The 17039-nt window shown below is 73.1% G+C and carries 20 protein-coding genes; 11 read left to right on the top strand and 9 right to left on the bottom strand.

From position 1 onward, the window contains the following. Both ACIBQ6_RS40265 and ACIBQ6_RS40260 read left to right on the top strand, forming a co-directional pair. Entirely contained in the window at window positions 1-1137 is a 1137-nt protein-coding gene (locus tag ACIBQ6_RS40265; RefSeq protein ID WP_397218391.1) for an ROK family protein, read from the top strand. Between the two features lie 8 nt (window positions 1138-1145). After that, window positions 1146-1907, top strand: coding sequence for a PIG-L deacetylase family protein (locus ACIBQ6_RS40260; protein WP_387669042.1), 762 nt, complete (start codon window positions 1146-1148; stop codon window positions 1905-1907). Window positions 1908-1917: 10 nt separating this feature from the next. On the opposite strand, the gene ACIBQ6_RS40255 is transcribed toward ACIBQ6_RS40260, so the two are convergent. Both ACIBQ6_RS40255 and sigJ read right to left on the bottom strand, forming a co-directional pair. Next, entirely contained in the window at window positions 1918-2418 is a 501-nt protein-coding gene (locus ACIBQ6_RS40255) for a carboxymuconolactone decarboxylase family protein (RefSeq protein WP_357969886.1), read from the bottom strand. 66 nt (window positions 2419-2484) lie between these two features. Then, on the bottom strand, window positions 2485-3378 hold the full coding sequence (gene sigJ / locus ACIBQ6_RS40250) for an RNA polymerase sigma factor SigJ (RefSeq protein WP_397218390.1): 894 nt from the start codon (window positions 3376-3378) through the stop codon (window positions 2485-2487). A 168-nt stretch (window positions 3379-3546) separates the two neighbouring features. On the opposite strand from sigJ, the gene ACIBQ6_RS40245 reads away from it, so the two are divergent. Continuing rightward, entirely contained in the window at window positions 3547-3924 is a 378-nt protein-coding gene (locus ACIBQ6_RS40245; protein ID WP_397218389.1) for a hypothetical protein, read from the top strand. Here ACIBQ6_RS40245 and ACIBQ6_RS40240 read toward each other — a convergent pair. The 3 genes from ACIBQ6_RS40240 to ACIBQ6_RS40230 all read right to left on the bottom strand — a co-directional run bounded on the left by ACIBQ6_RS40240 (window position 3858) and on the right by ACIBQ6_RS40230 (window position 5704). Continuing rightward, window positions 3858-4361, bottom strand: a complete 504-nt coding sequence (locus tag ACIBQ6_RS40240) for a GNAT family N-acetyltransferase (protein WP_358282433.1) — start codon at window positions 4359-4361, stop codon at window positions 3858-3860. The two genes, ACIBQ6_RS40245 and ACIBQ6_RS40240, sit on opposite strands and share 67 nt — an antisense overlap. Before the next feature lie 60 nt (window positions 4362-4421). Further along, window positions 4422-4811, bottom strand: a complete 390-nt coding sequence (locus ACIBQ6_RS40235; protein WP_397218388.1) for a VOC family protein — start codon at window positions 4809-4811, stop codon at window positions 4422-4424. Between the two features lie 80 nt (window positions 4812-4891). Further along, window positions 4892-5704: a helix-turn-helix domain-containing protein gene (locus tag ACIBQ6_RS40230; protein WP_397218387.1), complete on the bottom strand. Its 813-nt coding sequence runs from the start codon at window positions 5702-5704 to the stop codon at window positions 4892-4894. Between the two features lie 89 nt (window positions 5705-5793). Between ACIBQ6_RS40230 and ACIBQ6_RS40225 the strand changes: the two genes are divergently transcribed. Further along, a complete protein-coding gene (locus ACIBQ6_RS40225; protein WP_397218386.1) occupies window positions 5794-6240 on the top strand; it encodes a hypothetical protein in 447 nt (148 codons plus the stop codon). A 39-nt stretch (window positions 6241-6279) separates the two neighbouring features. After that, the gene (locus ACIBQ6_RS40220) at window positions 6280-6666 is read left to right on the top strand and encodes a DUF5713 family protein (RefSeq protein ID WP_397218385.1); all 387 of its coding nucleotides are present in this window, start codon (window positions 6280-6282) and stop codon (window positions 6664-6666) included. On the opposite strand, the gene ACIBQ6_RS40215 is transcribed toward ACIBQ6_RS40220, so the two are convergent. Continuing rightward, entirely contained in the window at window positions 6612-7499 is an 888-nt protein-coding gene (locus ACIBQ6_RS40215; RefSeq protein ID WP_397218384.1) for a DUF6597 domain-containing transcriptional factor, read from the bottom strand. The two genes, ACIBQ6_RS40220 and ACIBQ6_RS40215, sit on opposite strands and share 55 nt — an antisense overlap. Here ACIBQ6_RS40215 and ACIBQ6_RS40210 point away from each other — a divergent pair. Continuing rightward, the gene (locus ACIBQ6_RS40210; RefSeq protein WP_397218383.1) at window positions 7498-8043 is read left to right on the top strand and encodes a TIGR03086 family metal-binding protein; all 546 of its coding nucleotides are present in this window, start codon (window positions 7498-7500) and stop codon (window positions 8041-8043) included. The genes ACIBQ6_RS40215 and ACIBQ6_RS40210 overlap by 2 nt on opposite strands. Window positions 8044-8071: 28 nt before the next feature. On the opposite strand, the gene ACIBQ6_RS40205 is transcribed toward ACIBQ6_RS40210, so the two are convergent. Continuing rightward, window positions 8072-8578 (bottom strand): hypothetical protein, encoded by a 507-nt coding sequence (locus ACIBQ6_RS40205; protein ID WP_358282420.1) that lies wholly within the window; start codon window positions 8576-8578, stop codon window positions 8072-8074. 138 nt (window positions 8579-8716) lie between these two features. Beyond that, window positions 8717-10111 (bottom strand): NAD(P)H-quinone dehydrogenase, encoded by a 1395-nt coding sequence (locus ACIBQ6_RS40200; RefSeq protein WP_352325471.1) that lies wholly within the window; start codon window positions 10109-10111, stop codon window positions 8717-8719. A 253-nt stretch (window positions 10112-10364) separates the two neighbouring features. Here ACIBQ6_RS40200 and ACIBQ6_RS40195 point away from each other — a divergent pair, with 253 nt between their 5' ends. Beyond that, on the top strand, window positions 10365-10784 hold the full coding sequence (locus ACIBQ6_RS40195; RefSeq protein ID WP_358282418.1) for a gamma-glutamylcyclotransferase: 420 nt from the start codon (window positions 10365-10367) through the stop codon (window positions 10782-10784). Here ACIBQ6_RS40195 and ACIBQ6_RS40190 read toward each other — a convergent pair. Beyond that, window positions 10781-12085 carry an MFS transporter gene (locus ACIBQ6_RS40190; RefSeq protein ID WP_397218382.1) on the bottom strand — a complete coding sequence of 435 codons (1305 nt, stop codon included), beginning with the start codon at window positions 12083-12085 and terminating at the stop codon, window positions 10781-10783. The two genes, ACIBQ6_RS40195 and ACIBQ6_RS40190, sit on opposite strands and share 4 nt — an antisense overlap. A gap of 114 nt (window positions 12086-12199) precedes the next feature. On the opposite strand from ACIBQ6_RS40190, the gene ACIBQ6_RS40185 reads away from it, so the two are divergent. The 4 genes from ACIBQ6_RS40185 to ACIBQ6_RS40170 are packed head-to-tail and all read left to right on the top strand — an operon-like array spanning window position 12200 to window position 16970. Further along, window positions 12200-13180 carry an Lrp/AsnC family transcriptional regulator gene (locus ACIBQ6_RS40185; protein WP_352361981.1) on the top strand — a complete coding sequence of 327 codons (981 nt, stop codon included), beginning with the start codon at window positions 12200-12202 and terminating at the stop codon, window positions 13178-13180. Further along, complete coding sequence (locus tag ACIBQ6_RS40180) at window positions 13177-14481, top strand: M20/M25/M40 family metallo-hydrolase (protein ID WP_358282414.1); 1305 nt, start codon at window positions 13177-13179, stop codon at window positions 14479-14481. The genes ACIBQ6_RS40185 and ACIBQ6_RS40180 overlap by 4 nt, the downstream gene beginning before the upstream one ends. Before the next feature lie 3 nt (window positions 14482-14484). Further along, complete coding sequence (locus tag ACIBQ6_RS40175; RefSeq protein WP_397218380.1) at window positions 14485-15288, top strand: purine-nucleoside phosphorylase; 804 nt, start codon at window positions 14485-14487, stop codon at window positions 15286-15288. Between the two features lie 47 nt (window positions 15289-15335). Next, window positions 15336-16970, top strand: coding sequence for a phospho-sugar mutase (locus ACIBQ6_RS40170; protein WP_397218459.1), 1635 nt, complete (start codon window positions 15336-15338; stop codon window positions 16968-16970). The last annotated feature ends 69 nt before the right edge of the window (window positions 16971-17039 follow it).

The raw sequence follows: 17039 nt of genomic DNA, 5'->3' as shown, positions 1-17039 counted from the left end.
ATGTCTTCAGGAAACCCCACCGTCTTCCGCACGCTCAACGAGCGCGCCGCGCTCACCCTGCTCCTTGAGCACGGCGGCCTCACCCGCGCCGAGCTGGAACTGCACACGGGCCTGTCCAAGGCGTCGGCGGCCGAGGTGCTGCGCAGGCTGGAGAACAGCGGGCTGGCCAGGAAGGCCGGCCTCAAGCCGGGCAACGCCGGGCCGGCCGCGCAGATGTGGCAGCTCGACGGCTCGGCCGCGCGCGTCGCGGGGGTCGATCTCACCACGAGCTCGATCGAGGTGTCGGTCGCCGACCTGACCGGCCGGGTGCTCGGCACCCATCGCACCGAGGCGACCGGCGACGCCCGGCGGCTGCTGGCCGAGACGGTCCGCGCGGCCGGGTTCGAGCTGGACGAGCTCGACCAGGTCGTGGTGGGCGTGCCGGGCGTGGTGGAGGCCGACGGCCGGCGGCTGCGGCAGGCCGTGCAGCTGTCGGGCTGGTCCGGCCTGGACGACCTGCCGGGCAACGTGCGCCTGGAGAACGACGTCAACCTGGTCGCCATCCGCGAGCTCCAGGAGCACGACGACAGCAGTTTCGTGCTGTTCTGGGTGGGCGGCGGGGTCGGCGCGGGGGTCGTGCTCGACGGCGCGCTCTGGCGGGGCGTCACCGGACGCGGCGGCGAGGTCGGCTCGGTCATCGTGCCCGACCCGGTGACCACCGGCCGCCGCTACGGGCAGGACGGCGGGCCACTCGGCGCGCTGCTCGGCGCCGAGCCGCTGGCCGCGCTGGCGCAGGCGCACGGCCTGCCCGGCGACCCCACGCTCACCGCCGTGAGCCGCACGCTGGCCGAGGCTCCCCAGGGCTTCCTGGACGACGCCGCCGCGCGGGTGGCGCTCGGCGTGACGGCCGCGATCGGGGTCCTCGACCCGGGCCTGGTCGTGCTGGCCGGGCCGCTGTGCGTCGCGGGAGGCGAGCCGCTCAGGGCGCGGGTCGCCGACCGTCTGGCCTCGACGCCGCTGGTGCCGGTGACCGTCGCCCTCAGCGCCGTGTGCGGCAACGCCGTGCTCGGCGGCGCTCTCAGCTACGCCCTGGACCTGACCCGCGAGCGGGTCTTCCAAGCCGGTACGGCCGGTCGTACCGGTGAATCCAACCCCTAAGGACGCACATGTTGAGAACCCTCGTGATCGCCGCTCATCCCGACGAGCCCGAGATCTACGCGGGCGGCACGGCCGCGCTGCTGGCACAGGCCGGCCACGCGGTGAAGTTTTTGACCCTCACCAACGGCGACGCCGGGCACCACGAGCTGGAGCGCGGCCCGCTGGCGCGCCGCCGCGCCGAGGAGGCGTGGCGCGCGGCCGACGCGCTGGGCGTGGTGGACTACGAGATCTTCGACGTGCACGACGGCATGCTGGAACCCACCGTCGAGCTGCGGTTGCGGGTGCTGGCGCAGATCCGCGCCTGGCGGCCCGACCTGGTGATCGCCCTGCACGCCGACGGCGGCGGCCACCCCGACAACCGGGCCGCCGGGCAACTGGCCGCGCACGCGGTCGAGTTCGCGATGACGCGCAACCTGGAGGTGGGCAAGCCGGCCCTCCAGCGCATGCCGGTGTGCCTGCTCATGACGGACTACGCCTCCGCCCCCGTCCACCGGCCCGACGTGGTGGTGGACGTGTCCTCGGTGCTGACGGCCAAGCTCGACGCGTGCCTGGCCCACGCCTCCCAGTTCCTGGAGTTCGCGCCGTGGCAGCGGGGCTTCCTGGACCAGGCTCCCCCGCCCGGTGACGTGGCCGCCGGACGGGCGTTCGTGCTCGAACACTGGGCGGAGTTCCTGAAGGAGGAGACCTTCCAGTTCGCCGGCTACGGCAGGAAGGCCGACCGGGAAGAGGTCGGCCGCCTGCTCGCCGGGACCGCCGTCCCGGTCGCGTAGCCGCCCGGCGTCAGCCGGTGTAGTTCTTGCCGGGGGGCCTGCCGGGGATCGGCTTGGCAATGACGGCGACGGGGATGAAGAAGCAGATCTGGCTGATCGCCAGGACGAGCGTCCACAGGGCCTTGTCGTCGTAGTGGGCCGCCGCCCTGGCGTACAGCTCGTCTGGGACGCGTTCCCCGGCCGGGTTCGCGGTGAGGACGGCCTCCACCAGCTCCAGCGCCACCCGTTCGGCGCCCGAGAAGTAGGGGGCGTCCCGCCACGACGCCACGGCGGCCAGGCGCTCGTCCGGCTCCCCCGCCCGGCGCAGCAGGTCGGCCTGCCGGACCGTGTGGTACGTGCTGCCGACGATCTGCCCGGCGCGCAGCTGCACCAGGCCGACGGTGCTCCCCGGGATCGCGCCGTTGCGGGTGGCCTTGGTCATGGCCACCGCGATCTCCCCCAACTCGGGGAAGAACCTGGAGGGATCGGGCAGACGCGACTGGAGGTTCTCCTGCTCGGTCGTCGTGGACATCGGCTTCCCTTCTTCTGCGAATCCTGTCTCGGCGGTCCGACGACGCAGCGTCCGGGAATGTGAGGGTCAGGCCGCCGTCCAGGGGTGCAGCTTGTCGGGGTTGCGCACCGCCCACAGCCGCTTGATCCGGCCCTCCGCCACGTCGAACGCCACGACCATCACGGTGACGCCGTCGCGCTGGGCCACCAGGCCGGGGCGGCCGTTGACGGTGCGCTCCAGCAGCGTCATGGCCGGCGCCCTGGTGGCGATCTCGACGGCGTAGCGGGCCACCCGTCCGGCGCCCTCGATCGGCCGCAGCACGGCGTTGACCACGCCGCCGCCGTCGGCGACGCCGACCACGCCGGGGTCGAGCAGGGCGATGAGGGCGTCGATGTCCTTGGCCTCCCACGCCTGCTTGAACTCGCGGACGATGCCGGCCTGCCGGGCCACCGGCGTCACCGAGGTCCGCGCGGCGTCGATGCGGTGCCGGGCGGAGGAGGCCAGCTTGCGGCAGGCGGCCGGGGTGCGGCCGACGATCGCGGCCACCTCGGCGAAGGGGTAGCGGAAGACGTCGTGCAGGACGAACGCGACCCGCTCGGCCGGCGTCATCGACTCCAGCACGACGAGGAAGGCCATGTTGACCGACTCGTCCAGGGTGACCCGGTCGGCGGGGTCGTCGCCGGCCCATTCCGTGCGGTCGGGCAGCGGCTCGGGGATCCATTCGCCCACGTAGCGCTCGCGGCGGGCGCGGGCCGAGCCGAGCACGTCCAGGCAGATGCGGCCGGCGACCCTGGTCAGCCAGGCGCCCGGCGACTCGATGGCCTCCTGCTGCCCGGGTGACATGGCGTACCAGCGGGTGTAGGTCTCCTGGACGACGTCCTCGGCGTCGGCCAGCGAGCCGAGGAGGCGGTAGGCCAGGTTGATGAGCTGCCGGCGCTCGCTGATGATCGCGTCCAGACCGGGGTCGGGTGCGGTGGTCATGATGTGGACGACTCCCTTAGTCGCATTTGCCCTAGTGTGTCCGACGAGACGGCGCTCCCGGATGTGAGGTCACCGCGCCACCTCACATTTCCGGCGGCCACGTCGTCGGACTTTCGAAGGCAAGCCCCAGAAGCGGACCGCCGTCACCCGGCGGTCGAGGAGTACCCCATGTTGCTACGTGTCGCGATCATCCTGCAGACCCTGGCCCTGTTCGCCGCGCCGGTCACCGCCGGGCTGCTGTTGTCGGTGCCCAACGGGCAGCCGCTGCACAGCGCCGCCGCGTACACGGTGTTCGTCGTGGCGGTGCTGCACCTGGTGGCCGCGATCCTGGCGTGGCGGCCGGGCGGCGGCTCGCCGAAGCCGATCATGTACGCGGCCGGGTTCCTGGTGCTGGTCAGCGCCCAGGTCGCGCTGGGCATCGCGCACGTGACGGCCCTGCACGTGCCGCTGGGCGTGCTGCTGTTCGCCGGCAGCGTGCTTCAGCTCAGCCGGGTCTGGACGGCGCGGTCCAGCGACCGGGCCAGCCGCACGCTCTCCTCCGTGTAGCCGAGAGCGGCGTAGAACCGGCGGGCGGTGGTGTTGGCGGCGCCCGTCTCCAGGGTGAGGTGGCGCAGCCCCTGGTCGCGGGCCCAGTCCTCGGCCGCCGCCATGAGCCGGCGGCCCAGGCCCGTGCGGACGGCGTCCGGGGCGACGGCCAGCTCGCCGACGTAGGCGTCCTCGTCGCCGGTGAAGTGCCGCTGCCGGTCCACCGAGACGACGCCGACCACCCGGGAGCCGCGCACGGCGACGAAGACCGCTCCCCGTCGTTCCCCCGCCGCGGCGACGGAGCCGGCGAGCCACCGCTCCGCCGCCCGTACGGCCGCGCCGGGGTCCCGCCAGGCCGCGACCCCCTCCGCCAGCCGGGGCGCCAGCGCCAGCACCCCCGGACGGTCCTCCTCGCGGTAGGGCCGGATGCGGACGTGCGCCTGAGCCATGTCCTCCATGCCGAGCAGCATGACAGGCCGGACCCGCGGGAAAAAAGGGCCACCGCGCCGCCCGGCGCCTCAGCGCAGGTCGCCGGTGAGGATCCACAGATGGCCGTACGGGTCGCGGAGGCGGCCGGAGCGCAGGCCGTAGGGCCGGTTCTCGATCGGCACGAGCGTCCGCGCCCCCTGGACGGTCATGCGCTCGCCGACGGCGTCCGGGTCGGCGACGACGATCTCCAGGAGCACCGGCGAGCCGCCCAGGTCGTCCGGCGAGAGCCAGCCCCAGTCGGCGACGGCGGGCGAGACCCGGAACGCGGCGCCGCCGAGGCGGTGCTCGATGACGGTGGGCCGCCCGTCGTCGCCCGGCGCGGCGCGGAACACCTCCTCGCTGCCCAGGGCGTCCCGGTAGAAGGCGGACGCCCGGTCGGGGTCGGGCACGATGAGGCGAGGAACGAAGTGCAGGTCCATGCGGCCATCGTGGCGGCGCGCGGCGGCCGGGGTCTTGAACAAACGGGCACGGACCACGGCGGGCGCCGGAGGCCCGGGGGTCAGTGTGGAACGGGAGGAGGCGGGGCGGGCGGGCCTTCGGCGCGCAGCCATTCCGTGGGCGTGCAACCGGCCATCGCGCGCCACTCCCTGGTCAGGTGCGCCTGGTCGGCGAAGCCCGAGGCGGCGGCCACCTCCGCGAGCGCCGTCCGTCCGGAGCGCGCGGCGGCCACCAGCCGGCGCCGGGCGGCCTCGAAGCGGACGAGCCGCTGGTACTCCTTCGGCGTCACCCCGAACTCGCCGCGCACCGCCCCGCTCAGGTGCCGCCGCGAGCAACCGAGCAGCCGGGCGGCCTCCTCGACCCGGGCGGTCCCGGACAGGGCCGCGAGCGTGGCCCGCGAGGCGCGGCGGGCGGCGCTGTCGCCGTGGCGGGCCAGCCCCGCGAGCAGACGGTGTTCGACCAGGGCGCGGCGCTGGGCCCAGGACCGGCAGCCCGCCAGCCGCTCCGGCAGGTCGGCCAGCGCCGGGACGACGTCGGCGAGGTCGGCCACCTCCCCGGCCAGCGCCGAGGCGGGGACCCCGAGCAGGGCGGCGGCGCCCGGCGGGGTGAGCGTCAGCCACACCCCGCGCGTGCCCGTCCGCTGCCGCAGCTCGGCCGCGTCGAGGTGCAGCCCGGCCACCGCGGCGCGCAGCCGCCGACCGGGCCCCGGCCGCCCGAGCCAGGCGATGTCGACCGGGCCGTCCTCAGGGATCGTGACCGACAGCGTGGACGACGGCAGCCCGCGATGAACCCCGCCCGAACCGGGCCCGAGGTCGTAGGCGGCCAGCGTCGTCACGTACGGCGACAGCGCGGCGGACATTCCATCGGCGCTCACCCTGCCACGGTACGGCCCGCCGGCCGCGCGCCGGTTCTCAGGTCCGGCGCGCGGGTGACGGGCGGGCCGGTCGGGGTAGCGGCCAGGGCATGCACACACTCGTCAAGGGACTGATCGCGGGAGCGGCGGGCACCACGGCGCTCAACACCGTCTCCTACCTGGACATGCTCGTCCGGGCGCGGGCCGCCAGCAGCACGCCGCGGCAGGCCGTGGCGAAGTTGTCCGGCCTGACGCACACCGGCCTCGGCGAGGGCGACCGGGCCGCCAACCGCACGGAGGCGCTGGGCTCGCTCATGGGGTACGCGACCGGCATCGCCTCGGCCATCGCCTACGGGTTCCTGTCGGGGCGGCGCAGGTCGTGGCCGGTCGGGGTGCTGGCGCTCACCGCTCTGGCCATGTCCGGCTCGAACGTGCCCCTGACGTTGCTCGACGTCACGCATCCGAGCGAGTGGCCGGCGGGCGCGTGGGTCTCCGACGTCGTCCCGCACCTCGCGTACGGGATCACGGCGTACGCGGCGTACGAGCTGATGCGCTGACGTGGGCGCGTCCGGCGGATTCTGTCGGTGGCGGCGGGCATGATCGAGCCGTCCGACCGCGTCCGCACGGAAATGGAGATCGCGTTGTCCCCCACGCATCCGCAGGTGATCGGCCACGCCTTCCTCAAGGCCCTCTACGCCGACGGCTACTACCCCGACCACGTCGTCGACAAGGGCAGGGCCGTCCTGCTGCGACTGTGCGAACGCGTCGAGACCGAGCGGCCCGGCGACCTGGCCTCCCTCTACGCGCTGACGCATGCCGCCACGGAGGAGTTCAACGCGCTCGACGAGGAGTTCCACGAGGCCGGCAGCGAGATCGAGACCGTCGCGCGGGAGGCGATCGCCGAGGAGTTCTGGTTCGTGGCCACCACCTACGGCTTCCCGGAGGCCGACGTCGAGGAGCTGATCGCCACCCGCGAATGGTGACGCGTCAGGCGTGGGCGTTGAGCCGGGCGTAGGCGGCGGGCGGCATGCCGACGGCGGCGGTGAAGGTCGCGGGTCAGGTGGGCCTGGTCGGTGTAGCCCAGCTCGGCGGCGAGCGTGGCGAGGTCGAGGCCCTGCCGCACGCGTTCGGCGGCCTCGTGCAGCCGGAAGCGGCGGATCACCCATTTGGGGCCGATGCCGACATAGTCCCGGAAGAGCCGTTGCAGCGAGCGCACCGACCGGCCCGCCCGCGCGGCCAGCTCGTCGACCCTGGTCACGGTCACGTCGTCCTCGGCCAGCCCCACCAGGGCCGCGGCCTCCTCGGCCGGCGGGTCCGGCGCCGGCCCGAGCGCCAGCAGGAACGCCTCCACCAGCGCGATGGCGGCCCCCGGGTCCGGCTCGGCCAGCACGCCTTCGACCAGCGCCGGGCCGGTGGCCGGGAACATCTCGCCGATCTCCACGAACCGGCCGGTGAGCTCGGACACCGGGCCGCCGAGGAATGTCCGGAAACCGCCGGGGCGGAAGCGGGTGCCGAGCGCGCGGCCGGTGCCCCGCATCGTGTACGAGAACCCGCCGTCGATCACCCCCGCGATCCGGTGGAAGTCCTGGACGATCGTCAGGTTCACCGTCGGGTGCGACAGGATGCGCTGCTCGTACGGCTCGGCGAGGTCGGTCCAGGTGACGACCCAGAAGTGGTCGACGTACGCCGCCAGCTCCGGCGACGGCGCCTGGCGCGCGAAGTCGAAGGCGGCCAGCCCCGCGTAGGGGTTGACCCAGCCGCGCTGTCGCGTTTCTACAAGCCGCGCCCGAGGCAGGCGGGACATCATGTCTGCCATGGAAGACATGATGCCGCTGATGACCCGGGTCACCCACCGGACCGCCGGCCTGGTGGCCGCCGTGCGGCCCGAGCAGTTCGGGTCCCCGACGCCGTGCGCGGAGTTCGACGTCAAGGCGCTGGTCAACCACCTGGAGTGGGTGGCGGAGATGTTCGCGTCGCTGGCGCACGGCGGGGAGCGCACCGAGCAGGGCCCGTACGCGGGCGACTTCCCCGAGCGGGCCGAGCGCATGCTGGCCGCCTGGTCGCGGCCGCAGGCGTGGGAGGGCACGTGCGCCGCGCTGGGCGGCCTGCCGATGACCATGGTGGCCCACCTGTGGCTGGTGGACATGGTCGTGCACGGCTGGGACCTGGCCAGGGCCACCGACCAGGCGTACGAGCCGGACGCCGAGGCCGTCGCCCGCGCGCTGGGGTTCACGGAGCAGTCGGTGGAGATGGGTCGGCAGAGGGGGGCGTTCGGGCCGCCGGTGGCGGTGCCGGACGACGCCCCGGCGTTCGACCGGCTGCTCGGCCTGATCGGCCGCGACCCGGCCTGGAAGCCCTGACCGGCCCACCCGCGAAGGAGACGACGGGTCAGCGGGCGGCGGGCACGGGCCGCACGCCCTCCCGGACGGCCACGGCCCGCCGCCAGGCGGCGAAGAGCGCCGCGGCGATGTACAGCACCTGCTCCGGGACGCGCTCCCACAGCGGCGTGGCCTCCCCGCCCGCGAACGGCACGTCGGAGACCGCCGCGTAGACGTTCGCCGGGAGCAGGCCGACGAACAGCAGGGCCAGGCAGATCCCGGCCGCCCGGCGGGTGGCGGGCAGCACCAGCCCGATCGCCCCGGCCAGCTCCAGCACGCCGGTCAGGTAGACCACGGCGGCGGGGAACGGCACGAAGGGCGGCACCATGCGCACCAGGTCGCCGTGGTTCGGCATGAAGGTCACCCCTTCAGGGACGAAGTGCGCGCTTCCCGTCATGACCACCATGACGGCCAGCCCGTGCGCCACCGACACCTGCCACGTGCCGAACCGCCGCACGCCGAGCGCGCCCAGCAGCCGGAAGCCCAGCGTGGCCACCAAAAGAACGATCACCGTCACCGGAACACCTCATTGGATAGTATCGTTATCCGACATTGGATAACAGTACTATCCAATGACTGTGGAAGCAAGCGCGGACAGCAAGAAGCCGTGCGGGTCAGGACGACCCGCACGGCTTCGCGCGTTGAGGAGGGACGGCTAGATGCCGATGGCGGCCTCGGGCTGCATGAGGCGGCGGGCCGCCTCGGTGATCGAGCCCGACAGCGACGGGTAGACCGCGAACGAGTGGGCGACCTGGTCGACCGTCAGCCGCTGCTGCACGGCCAGCGACACCGCCAGGATCAGCTCCGAGGCGCGCGGTGCCACGACCACGCCGCCGAGCACGATGCCGGTGTGGGGGCGGCAGAACAGCTTGACGAAGCCGTCGTTGAAGCCCTGCATCTTGGCCCGCGCGTTGGTGGCCAGCGGCAGCTTGACCACGTTCGCGTCGATCTCGCCCGCCTCGATCGAGCGCTGCGCCACGCCGACGGCCGCGATCTCGGGGTCGGTGAAGATGTTGGAGGCCACCGTGGCCAGCCGCAGCGGCTGGACGGCCTCGCCCAGCGCGTGCCACACGGCGATGCGGCCCTGCATGGCGGCGACCGAGGCCAGCATCAGCACGCCGGTGCAGTCGCCGGCCGCGTAGACGCCGGGCGCGGACGTGCGCGAGACCTTGTCGACCTTGACGAAGCCGTTGCGGTCGAGCTGCACGCCGGCCTCCTCCAGGCCGATGCCGCCGGTGTTGGGGACCATGCCGACCGTCATCAGCGCGTGGGAGCCCTCGGCCGTGCGGCCGTCCTCCAGGGTCACCACCACGCCGTCGGCCGTGCGCTTGACGGAGGAGGCGCGCGAGCGGCCCATGACGTTCATGCCGCGCCGCCGGTAGACCTCCTCCAGGACCTCGGCGCCGTCGGCGTCCTCGTTGGGCATCATCCGGTCACGGCTGGAGACCAGCGTGACCTCAGCGCCGAGCGAGCGGTAGGCGCCGGCGAACTCCGCGCCGGTCACGCCGGAGCCGACCACGATCAGGTGCTCGGGCAGCTCCTCCAGGTCGTAGAGCTGCCGCCAAGTGAGGATGCGCTCGCCGTCGGGCTCGGCCCCCGGCAGCACGCGCGGCGTCGCGCCGGTGGCCACGAGCACCACGTCGGCCCTGATCGTACGGTCGCCCGCGCGCACGACCTGCGGATCGACCAGCCGCCCCCGCGCCTTGATGATCTCGACGCCCTCGGCCTCGACCCGGGTCGCGATGTCGGCCGACTGGGCCTGGGCCAGCTCCTTGACCCGCTTGTTGACCAGCGGCAGGTCGACCCCGACCACGCCGGCGTCGCCGTCGGGGCCGCCCGAGAACGACACGCCGAGCGAGGGCGCGTCGAGCAGGGCCTGCTTGCGGACGGAGGTGGCGATCAGCGTCTTGGACGGCACGCAGTCGGTGAGCACGCAGGCCCCGCCCGGCCCGTCCTGCTCGACCATCGTGACCTGTGCGCCTAGTTGGGCGGCCACCAGCGCCGCTTCGTAGCCGCCCGGCCCGCCACCAATGATCACGATCCTCGTCACGTGTCCCATTCTCCCGCACGTGCCCCCGGAAGCCGCAACCGGCCCATGACGGGATCACGCTCCGGCGGACATGGGGGACACATGGGCCTTCCGTGCCCGGCTTGATGGACCGACACGCCGGGTCAGCGTGGCAGGATGGCGCGGTAGCTGGATGACGAGCGGCACCCGGCGAGAGGGGTGGATCGTGGCGTGGCTTTCGGATCAATCAGGGAAGCCGAATGATCTACGGCTTTACGGCTCCTACGGGATGAACATGGACCCCGAGCAGATGGCCATGCGCGCCCCGCACTCCCCGATCTGGGGGGTGGGCTGGCTGACGGGGTGGCGGCTGACCTTCGGGCGTACCGACAGCAAGTGGGAGAGCTCGCTCGCCACCATCGTGGAGGACCCCGACGCGCACGTCTTCGTCGTGCTCTACGACGTGCCCGAGTGGGAGGAGACCTCGCTCGACCAGTGGGAGGGCGCGGTCCGCGGGGCCTACCACAAGGTGCGGCTGCGGGTGCAGACCCTCGACGGCGAGGTCGTCGCCTGGTTCTACGTGCTCGACGGCTACGAGGGCGGCCTGCCCTCGGCCCGCTACCTGTGCAACCTGGCCGACGCGGCCGAGCGCGCGGGCGCCCCCGACGACTACGTCAAGGAGCTTCGGGAGCGCCCCTGCACCTCGGCGCCCTAGCGGAGCGGCTCGTCCTTGGTCTCGCGCAGCACGAAGACGTACACGAGCGTGGAGATCAGCGCCAGGGCGGACATGTACCACGGGAACATCCCGGGGTTGCCGGCCTTCTGCAGCGCGGTGCCGATCAGCGGCGCGGTGCCGCCGAAGATCGCCACGGTCAGCGAGTACGGGAACCCGGCCCCCGCCGCCCGCACCCGGGTCGGGAACAGCTCCGAGTTCACCGCGGCCGAGACCGAGGTGAAGCAGCCCAGGAACACCATGCCGATCATCTGCACGACGAGCAGGCTGGCGAAGGAGTCGGTGAGCAGGCTCAGCAGCGGCACCGGCAGGATCAGGAAGCCGAGCCCGAAGGCGATCAGCATGGGCTTGCGCCCGATCTTGTCCGACAGCAGGCCGAGCAGCGGCTGCAGCAGCATGAAGAACACCAGCGAGATCGTGCCGACCTGGAGCGACTCGGCCTTGTCGAACGAGACCGTGATCTGCGCGTAGGTGGGCAGGAAGCTGGTCCAGGTGTAGTAGGCGACGGTGCCCGCGATCGTGATGCCGACGATGGTGAGCGCGGACCTGGGGTGGTGCTTGAGGAACTCGAACATGCCCGGCCGCTTGACCTCGCCCCGCTGGATCTCCTCCGCGACGGCCGAGGTCTCGTCGGCGCCCTTGCGGATCCACAGGCCGACCAGGCTGAGCAGCGCGCCCACCAGGAACGGGATGCGCCAGCCGTAGGAGCTCATGTCCTCCTTGACCAGCGTCGAGGTGAGCACCGCGGCCAGGCCGGAGGCGATGAGCTGGCCGATGGTGGTGCTGACGTACTGGAAGGAGGAGAACAGGCCGCGGCGGCGCGGCGGGGCCGACTCGACGAGGAACGTGGTGGCGGCGGCGAACTCACCGCCCACGGACAGGCCCTGGATCAGCCGGGCCAGCGTCAGGATGACCGGCGACAGCAGGCCCACGGCCTCGTAGGTGGGGGTCAGGCCGAGCAGCAGCGAGCCGCCGCCCATCAGGATGATGGTGAAGGTCATCGCGGACTTGCGGCCGTACCGGTCGGCGAACGCGCCCACCAGCAGGCCGCCCAGGGGCCGCATGAAGAAGCCCACCGCGAACACCGCGAACGAGCTCAGCAGCGGCACCAGGCTGTTGCCGGAGCTGTCGGGGAAGATCTGCGCCGAGAAGACCGTGGCCAGGAAGGTGTAGGCGTACCAGTCGTACCACTCGACCACGTTGCCGATGCTGGCCGCCATGAGCTGACGGACCCTGCTCTTCGGTATGCCGAGCGGCGATTGCACGACGGGGGAGGTCGACACGGCATGTGCTCCTTTTGCTGACACGTGGAGTGATGGCTTACTGTGCATTCGGAAGACCGAAACAGTCAAATGTCTGGGCAATTATTTACAAACCCGACACGGAAGCGGTTGCAGGTGGACGTTCTCGACCGGCGGCTCGTGGCCGCGCTGCAGGTGAGCCCGCGGGCCTCGTGGGGCGAGATCGGCAGGGCGGTCGGCGAGCACGAACGCACGGTCGCCCGCCGGCTCCAGCGGCTCATCGCCGACGGCGTCGTCCGCGTCACCGCGATCTACGACGACCTGCGCACCGGCCACGGCCGCCCCGCGCACCTGCACGTCCAGGTGCGGCCCGGCACGGCGGCCCAGGTGGCAAGATCGCTCACCGACCGGCGCGACACGCGGTCGGTCTACGCGCTGACCGGGGCCGCCGACCTGGCCTGCGAGCTGGTGCCGCCGTCCCGGCAGGACCTGCACACCATCCTGGCCCACGACATCAGCGAGATCGACGGCGTGCTCCAGACACAGACCCAGGTCGTGCTGCACACGTTCACCACCGTGGCCGAGTGGCACGCGCCCTTCCTCACCGAGCGGGAGGTGGCCGAACTGCGCCCCGCGCCGCCGCCCCCCGACCTGCCCGACGAGGACGGCCTGTCGCCGCTGGAGAAGGAGATCGCCGAGCTGCTGGCGGCCGACGGCCGGGCCGCCTTCACCACGATCGCCGAACGGCTCGACCTGTCCGTGCCGACCGCGCGCCGGCGGGTCGGCTCGCTCATCGACCGCCGGTTACTGCTGCCCCGCGCCGAGGTCGAGCCCGCGCTGCTCGGGCTGGAGGTCGAGGCCATGCTCTGGCTGAAGGTGCGGCCGTACGGGCTGGGCGAGACCGGCCGGCGCCTGGCCGAGCACCCCAACGTGCGTTACTGCGCCGCCACCTCGGGCACCCACTCCCTCATCGTGCAGGTGGCGGTGGCCCACGAGGCGGACCTCTATCGTTTCATGACCGACGTGCTCGGCCGGCTCGACGAGATCACCGACAGCGATCTGACCCTCATCACCCGCGCGTACAAGCGCGGTCACCTCCACAAGTCCGGACTGCTCACCCTGGAGAAGACGCCATGACACCTGCCGAGAACGAAGTCGCCGACCTGTGCGTGGAGCTGATCCGCGTCGACAGCAGCAACTACGGGGACGGCAGCGGCCCCGGCGAGCGGGCCGCGGCCGAGGTCGTCATGGCCAGGCTGGACGAGGTCGGCATCGAGGCGACGTACGTCGAGAGCGAGCCGGGCCGCGGCAACGTGGTCACCCGCGTCGAGGGCACCGACCCGTCGCTGCCCGCGCTGCTCGTCCACGGCCACCTCGACGTGGTGCCCGCCAACGCCGCCGACTGGTCGGTCGACCCGTTCGCCGGCGAGGTCAAGGACGGCTACATCTGGGGCCGCGGCGCCGTGGACATGAAGGACATGGACGCGATGATGCTGGCCGTGCTGCGCCAGATGAAGCGCGAGGGACGCCGTCCGCGCCGCGACATCGTCTTCGCCTGGGTCGCCGACGAGGAGGCCGGCGGCGTGTACGGCGCCAAGTACCTCACGGCCAACAACCGCGAGCTGTTCGAGGGCGTGACCGAGTCCATCAGCGAGGTCGGCGGCTACTCGCTGGAGGTCGACCCGTCGCTGCGGCTGTACCTGATCGAGACCGCCCAGAAGGGCCTGGCCTGGATGAAGCTGGTCGCCGACGGCACCGCCGGGCACGGCTCGATGCTCAACTCCGACAACGCGGTCACCGAGGTCGCCAAGGCCGTGGCCCGGCTCGGCGGGCACGAGTGGCCGCTCACCTACACGCCGACCGTGCGACAGTTCCTCACCGAGGTCGCCGACGCCTTCGGCCTGCCGTTCGACGAGGACGACCCGGCCCCGCTGCTGGACAAGCTCGGCCCGCTGGTGCGGTTCGTCGGCGCGACACTCCGCCACACCACCAACCCGACCCAGCTCGACGCCGGCTACAAGTCGAACGTCATCCCCGGCCAGGCCACCGCCGTCGTGGACGGGCGTTTCCTGCCCGGCTTCGAGGAGGAGTTCTTCAAGACCGTCGACTCGCTCATCGGGCCGAACGTGCGCCGCGAGTTCGTGCACCACGACATCGCGCTGGAGACGACGTTCGACGGCGCGCTGGTCGAGTCGATGATCGCGGCGCTGAAGGCCGAGGACCCGACCGCGCGGGCGGTGCCGTACTGCATGTCGGGCGGCACCGACAACAAGACCTTCTTCGCCGACCTGGGCGTGCGCGGCTTCGGGTTCGTGCCGCTGCGGCTGCCCGGCGACATGGACTTCGCCTCGATGTTCCACGGCGTGGACGAGCGGGTGCCGGTGGACGCGCTGCAGTTCGGGGTGCGGGTTCTGGACAGGCTGCTCCTAAACTACTGAGATGTGAGCAACGACGCATACACCCTGGCCGCGGAGGCCGCCGCCGCCCTGACCGGCGCGGCCGGCCTCGACACCTTCGACGTGGCCCTCGTCATGGGGTCGGGGTGGGTCCCCGCCGCCGACGCGATCGGGCAGACCGTGGCCGAGATCCCGTTCACCGATCTGCCCGGCTTCCGCGCCCCCGCCGTGGCCGGGCACGGCGGCAAGATCCGCGTCGTGCGCACGCCGTCCGGGCGGCACGCGCTGGTCTTCCTCGGCCGCACGCACCTGTACGAGGGCCTCGGCGTCGACGCGGTCGTCCACGGCGTGCGCACGGCGGCCGCGGCGGGGGTGCGCACGATCGTGCTGACCAACGCGGCGGGCGGCCTGCGGCCGGAGACCCAGAACGTCGGCGACCCGGTGCTGATCAGCGACCACATCAACCTGACCGGCGCCAACCCGATCACCGGCACCACCTTCATCGACCTCACCGAGGTCTACTCGCGCCGCCTGCGCGCCCTGGTCCGCGAGATCGACCCGACCCTGGCCGACGGCGTCTACGTGGCCTTCCGCGGCCCGACGTACGAGACGCCGGCGGAGATCCGGATGTTGCGCACGCTCGGCGGCGACCTGGTGGGCATGTCCACCGTGCTGGAGGCCATCGCCGCCCGCGAGGCGAACCTGGAGGTGCTCGGCGTCTCCCTGGTCACCAACCCGGGGGCGGGCCTGTCCGGCGAGCCGCTCAACCACGAGGAGGTCCTGGAGGTGGGCCGCGCCACTGCCGCCCGCATGGGCGTGCTGCTGGCCAAGGTGGTGGACCGCCTGTGACCGCCGGCATCCCGCCGGAGGCCGAGGGGGACGTCCCGCTCCCGCCCGTGGACGCCGACCTGCTGCGCCGCGCCCGCCAGTGGCTGGCCCAGGACCCCGACCCCGACACCCGGGCCGAGCTGTCCGACCTCCTGGAGGACGACGACCTGCCCGCCCTTCGCGAGCGGTTCCAGGCCAAGCTGGAGTTCGGCACCGCCGGCCTGCGCGGCGAGCTGGGCGCGGGCCCCAACCGGATGAACCGGGTCACCGTCATGCGCGCCGCCGCCGGTCTGGCCGGCGTGCTCGGCGCCGGCAAGCACGTCGTGATCGGCTACGACGCCCGGCACAAGTCCGACGTGTTCGCCAGGGACACCGCCGCCGTCCTGACCGGCGCGGGGCTGCACGTCTCGTTGCTGCCGCGCCCGCTGCCCACGCCGGTGCTGGCCTTCGCCGTCCGCCATCTGGGGGCCGACGCGGGCGTGACGGTCACCGCCAGCCACAACCCGCCCAGGGACAACGGCTACAAGGTCTACTGGGGTGACGGCTCGCAGATCGTGCCGCCGGTCGACCGGGAGATCTCGGCCGCCATCGACGCGGTGGGCCGGGTCGACCAGCTCCCTCTCGACGGTCCGGGCACGCTCACCGAGCTGGGCGAGGACATCGTCGACGACTACATCGACGCGGTGACCGCCCTGCCGCTGGGCCAGGCGCGCGAGCTGCGGGTGGCGTACACGCCGCTGCACGGGGTGGGCTCGGGGACGCTGACGGGGGCCTTCCTCGCGGCGGGCTTCGAGACGCCGATGGCCGTGGAGGAGCAGCGCAACCCCGATCCCGACTTCCCGACGGTGGCCTTCCCCAACCCGGAGGAGCCCGGCGCGATGGACCTGGCGGTCGCGCTGGCCGCCAAGCTCGGCTCCGACCTGGTGCTGGCCAACGACCCCGACGCCGACCGGTGCGCGGTCGGCGTGCCGCTGCCCGACGGCACGTGCCGCATGCTGACCGGCGACGAGGTCGGCGGCCTGCTGGCCGAGCACGTGATCACGCACACCACCGGCGACCGGCTGGTGGCCACCACGATCGTCTCCTCGACCCTGCTGAGCAAGATCGCGCAGGCCCACGGCGTGCGCTACGGCGAGACGCTGACCGGGTTCAAGTGGATCGTCAAGGCGGGCGAGGGCCTGGTCTTCGGCTACGAGGAGGCCATCGGCTACTGCGTCGGCTCCGACGCCGGCCTGCCGGTCCACGACAAGGACGGCATCGGCGCTGCCCTGACCGTGGCCGCCGTCGCCGCCGCCGCCAAGCGCGCCGGCCGCACGCTGCTCGACCTGCTCGACGACCAGGCCGTCCGGTACGGCCTGCACGCGACGTCGCAGCTCAGCTTCCGGGTCGCCGACCTGTCGCTGATCTCCGGCGCGATGGACCGCCTGCGCGCCGCCCCGCCCGCCACGCTGGGCGACCACACGGTCGAGGCCGTGGACGACCTGAGCCGCGGCGACGGCGGCCTGCCCCCGACCGAGGGCCTGCGCTTCCACCTGTCGGACGGCGGGCGCGTCGTGGTCCGCCCGTCGGGCACCGAGCCCAAGCTGAAGTGCTACCTGGAGGTCGTGGTGCCGGTGACCGGCGAGGTGGCGCAGGCGCGCGCGTCGGCCGCCCGCGACCTCGACGGCCTCAAGGCCGACCTGACCGCCCGCCTGGGCCTGTAGACCGGTGGGGGCGCGCCCCCGGGCCCCCCCCCCCCCCCCCGCGGGGCCCCCCCCCCCCCCCCCCCGGGC

The organism is Nonomuraea sp. NPDC049655, from assembly GCF_044465465.1.
Taxonomy (GTDB): Bacteria; Actinomycetota; Actinomycetes; order Streptosporangiales; family Streptosporangiaceae; genus Nonomuraea.
The sequence above is the reverse complement of the archived record's forward strand: the minus strand, read 5'-3'. Positions and strand labels throughout refer to the sequence as shown.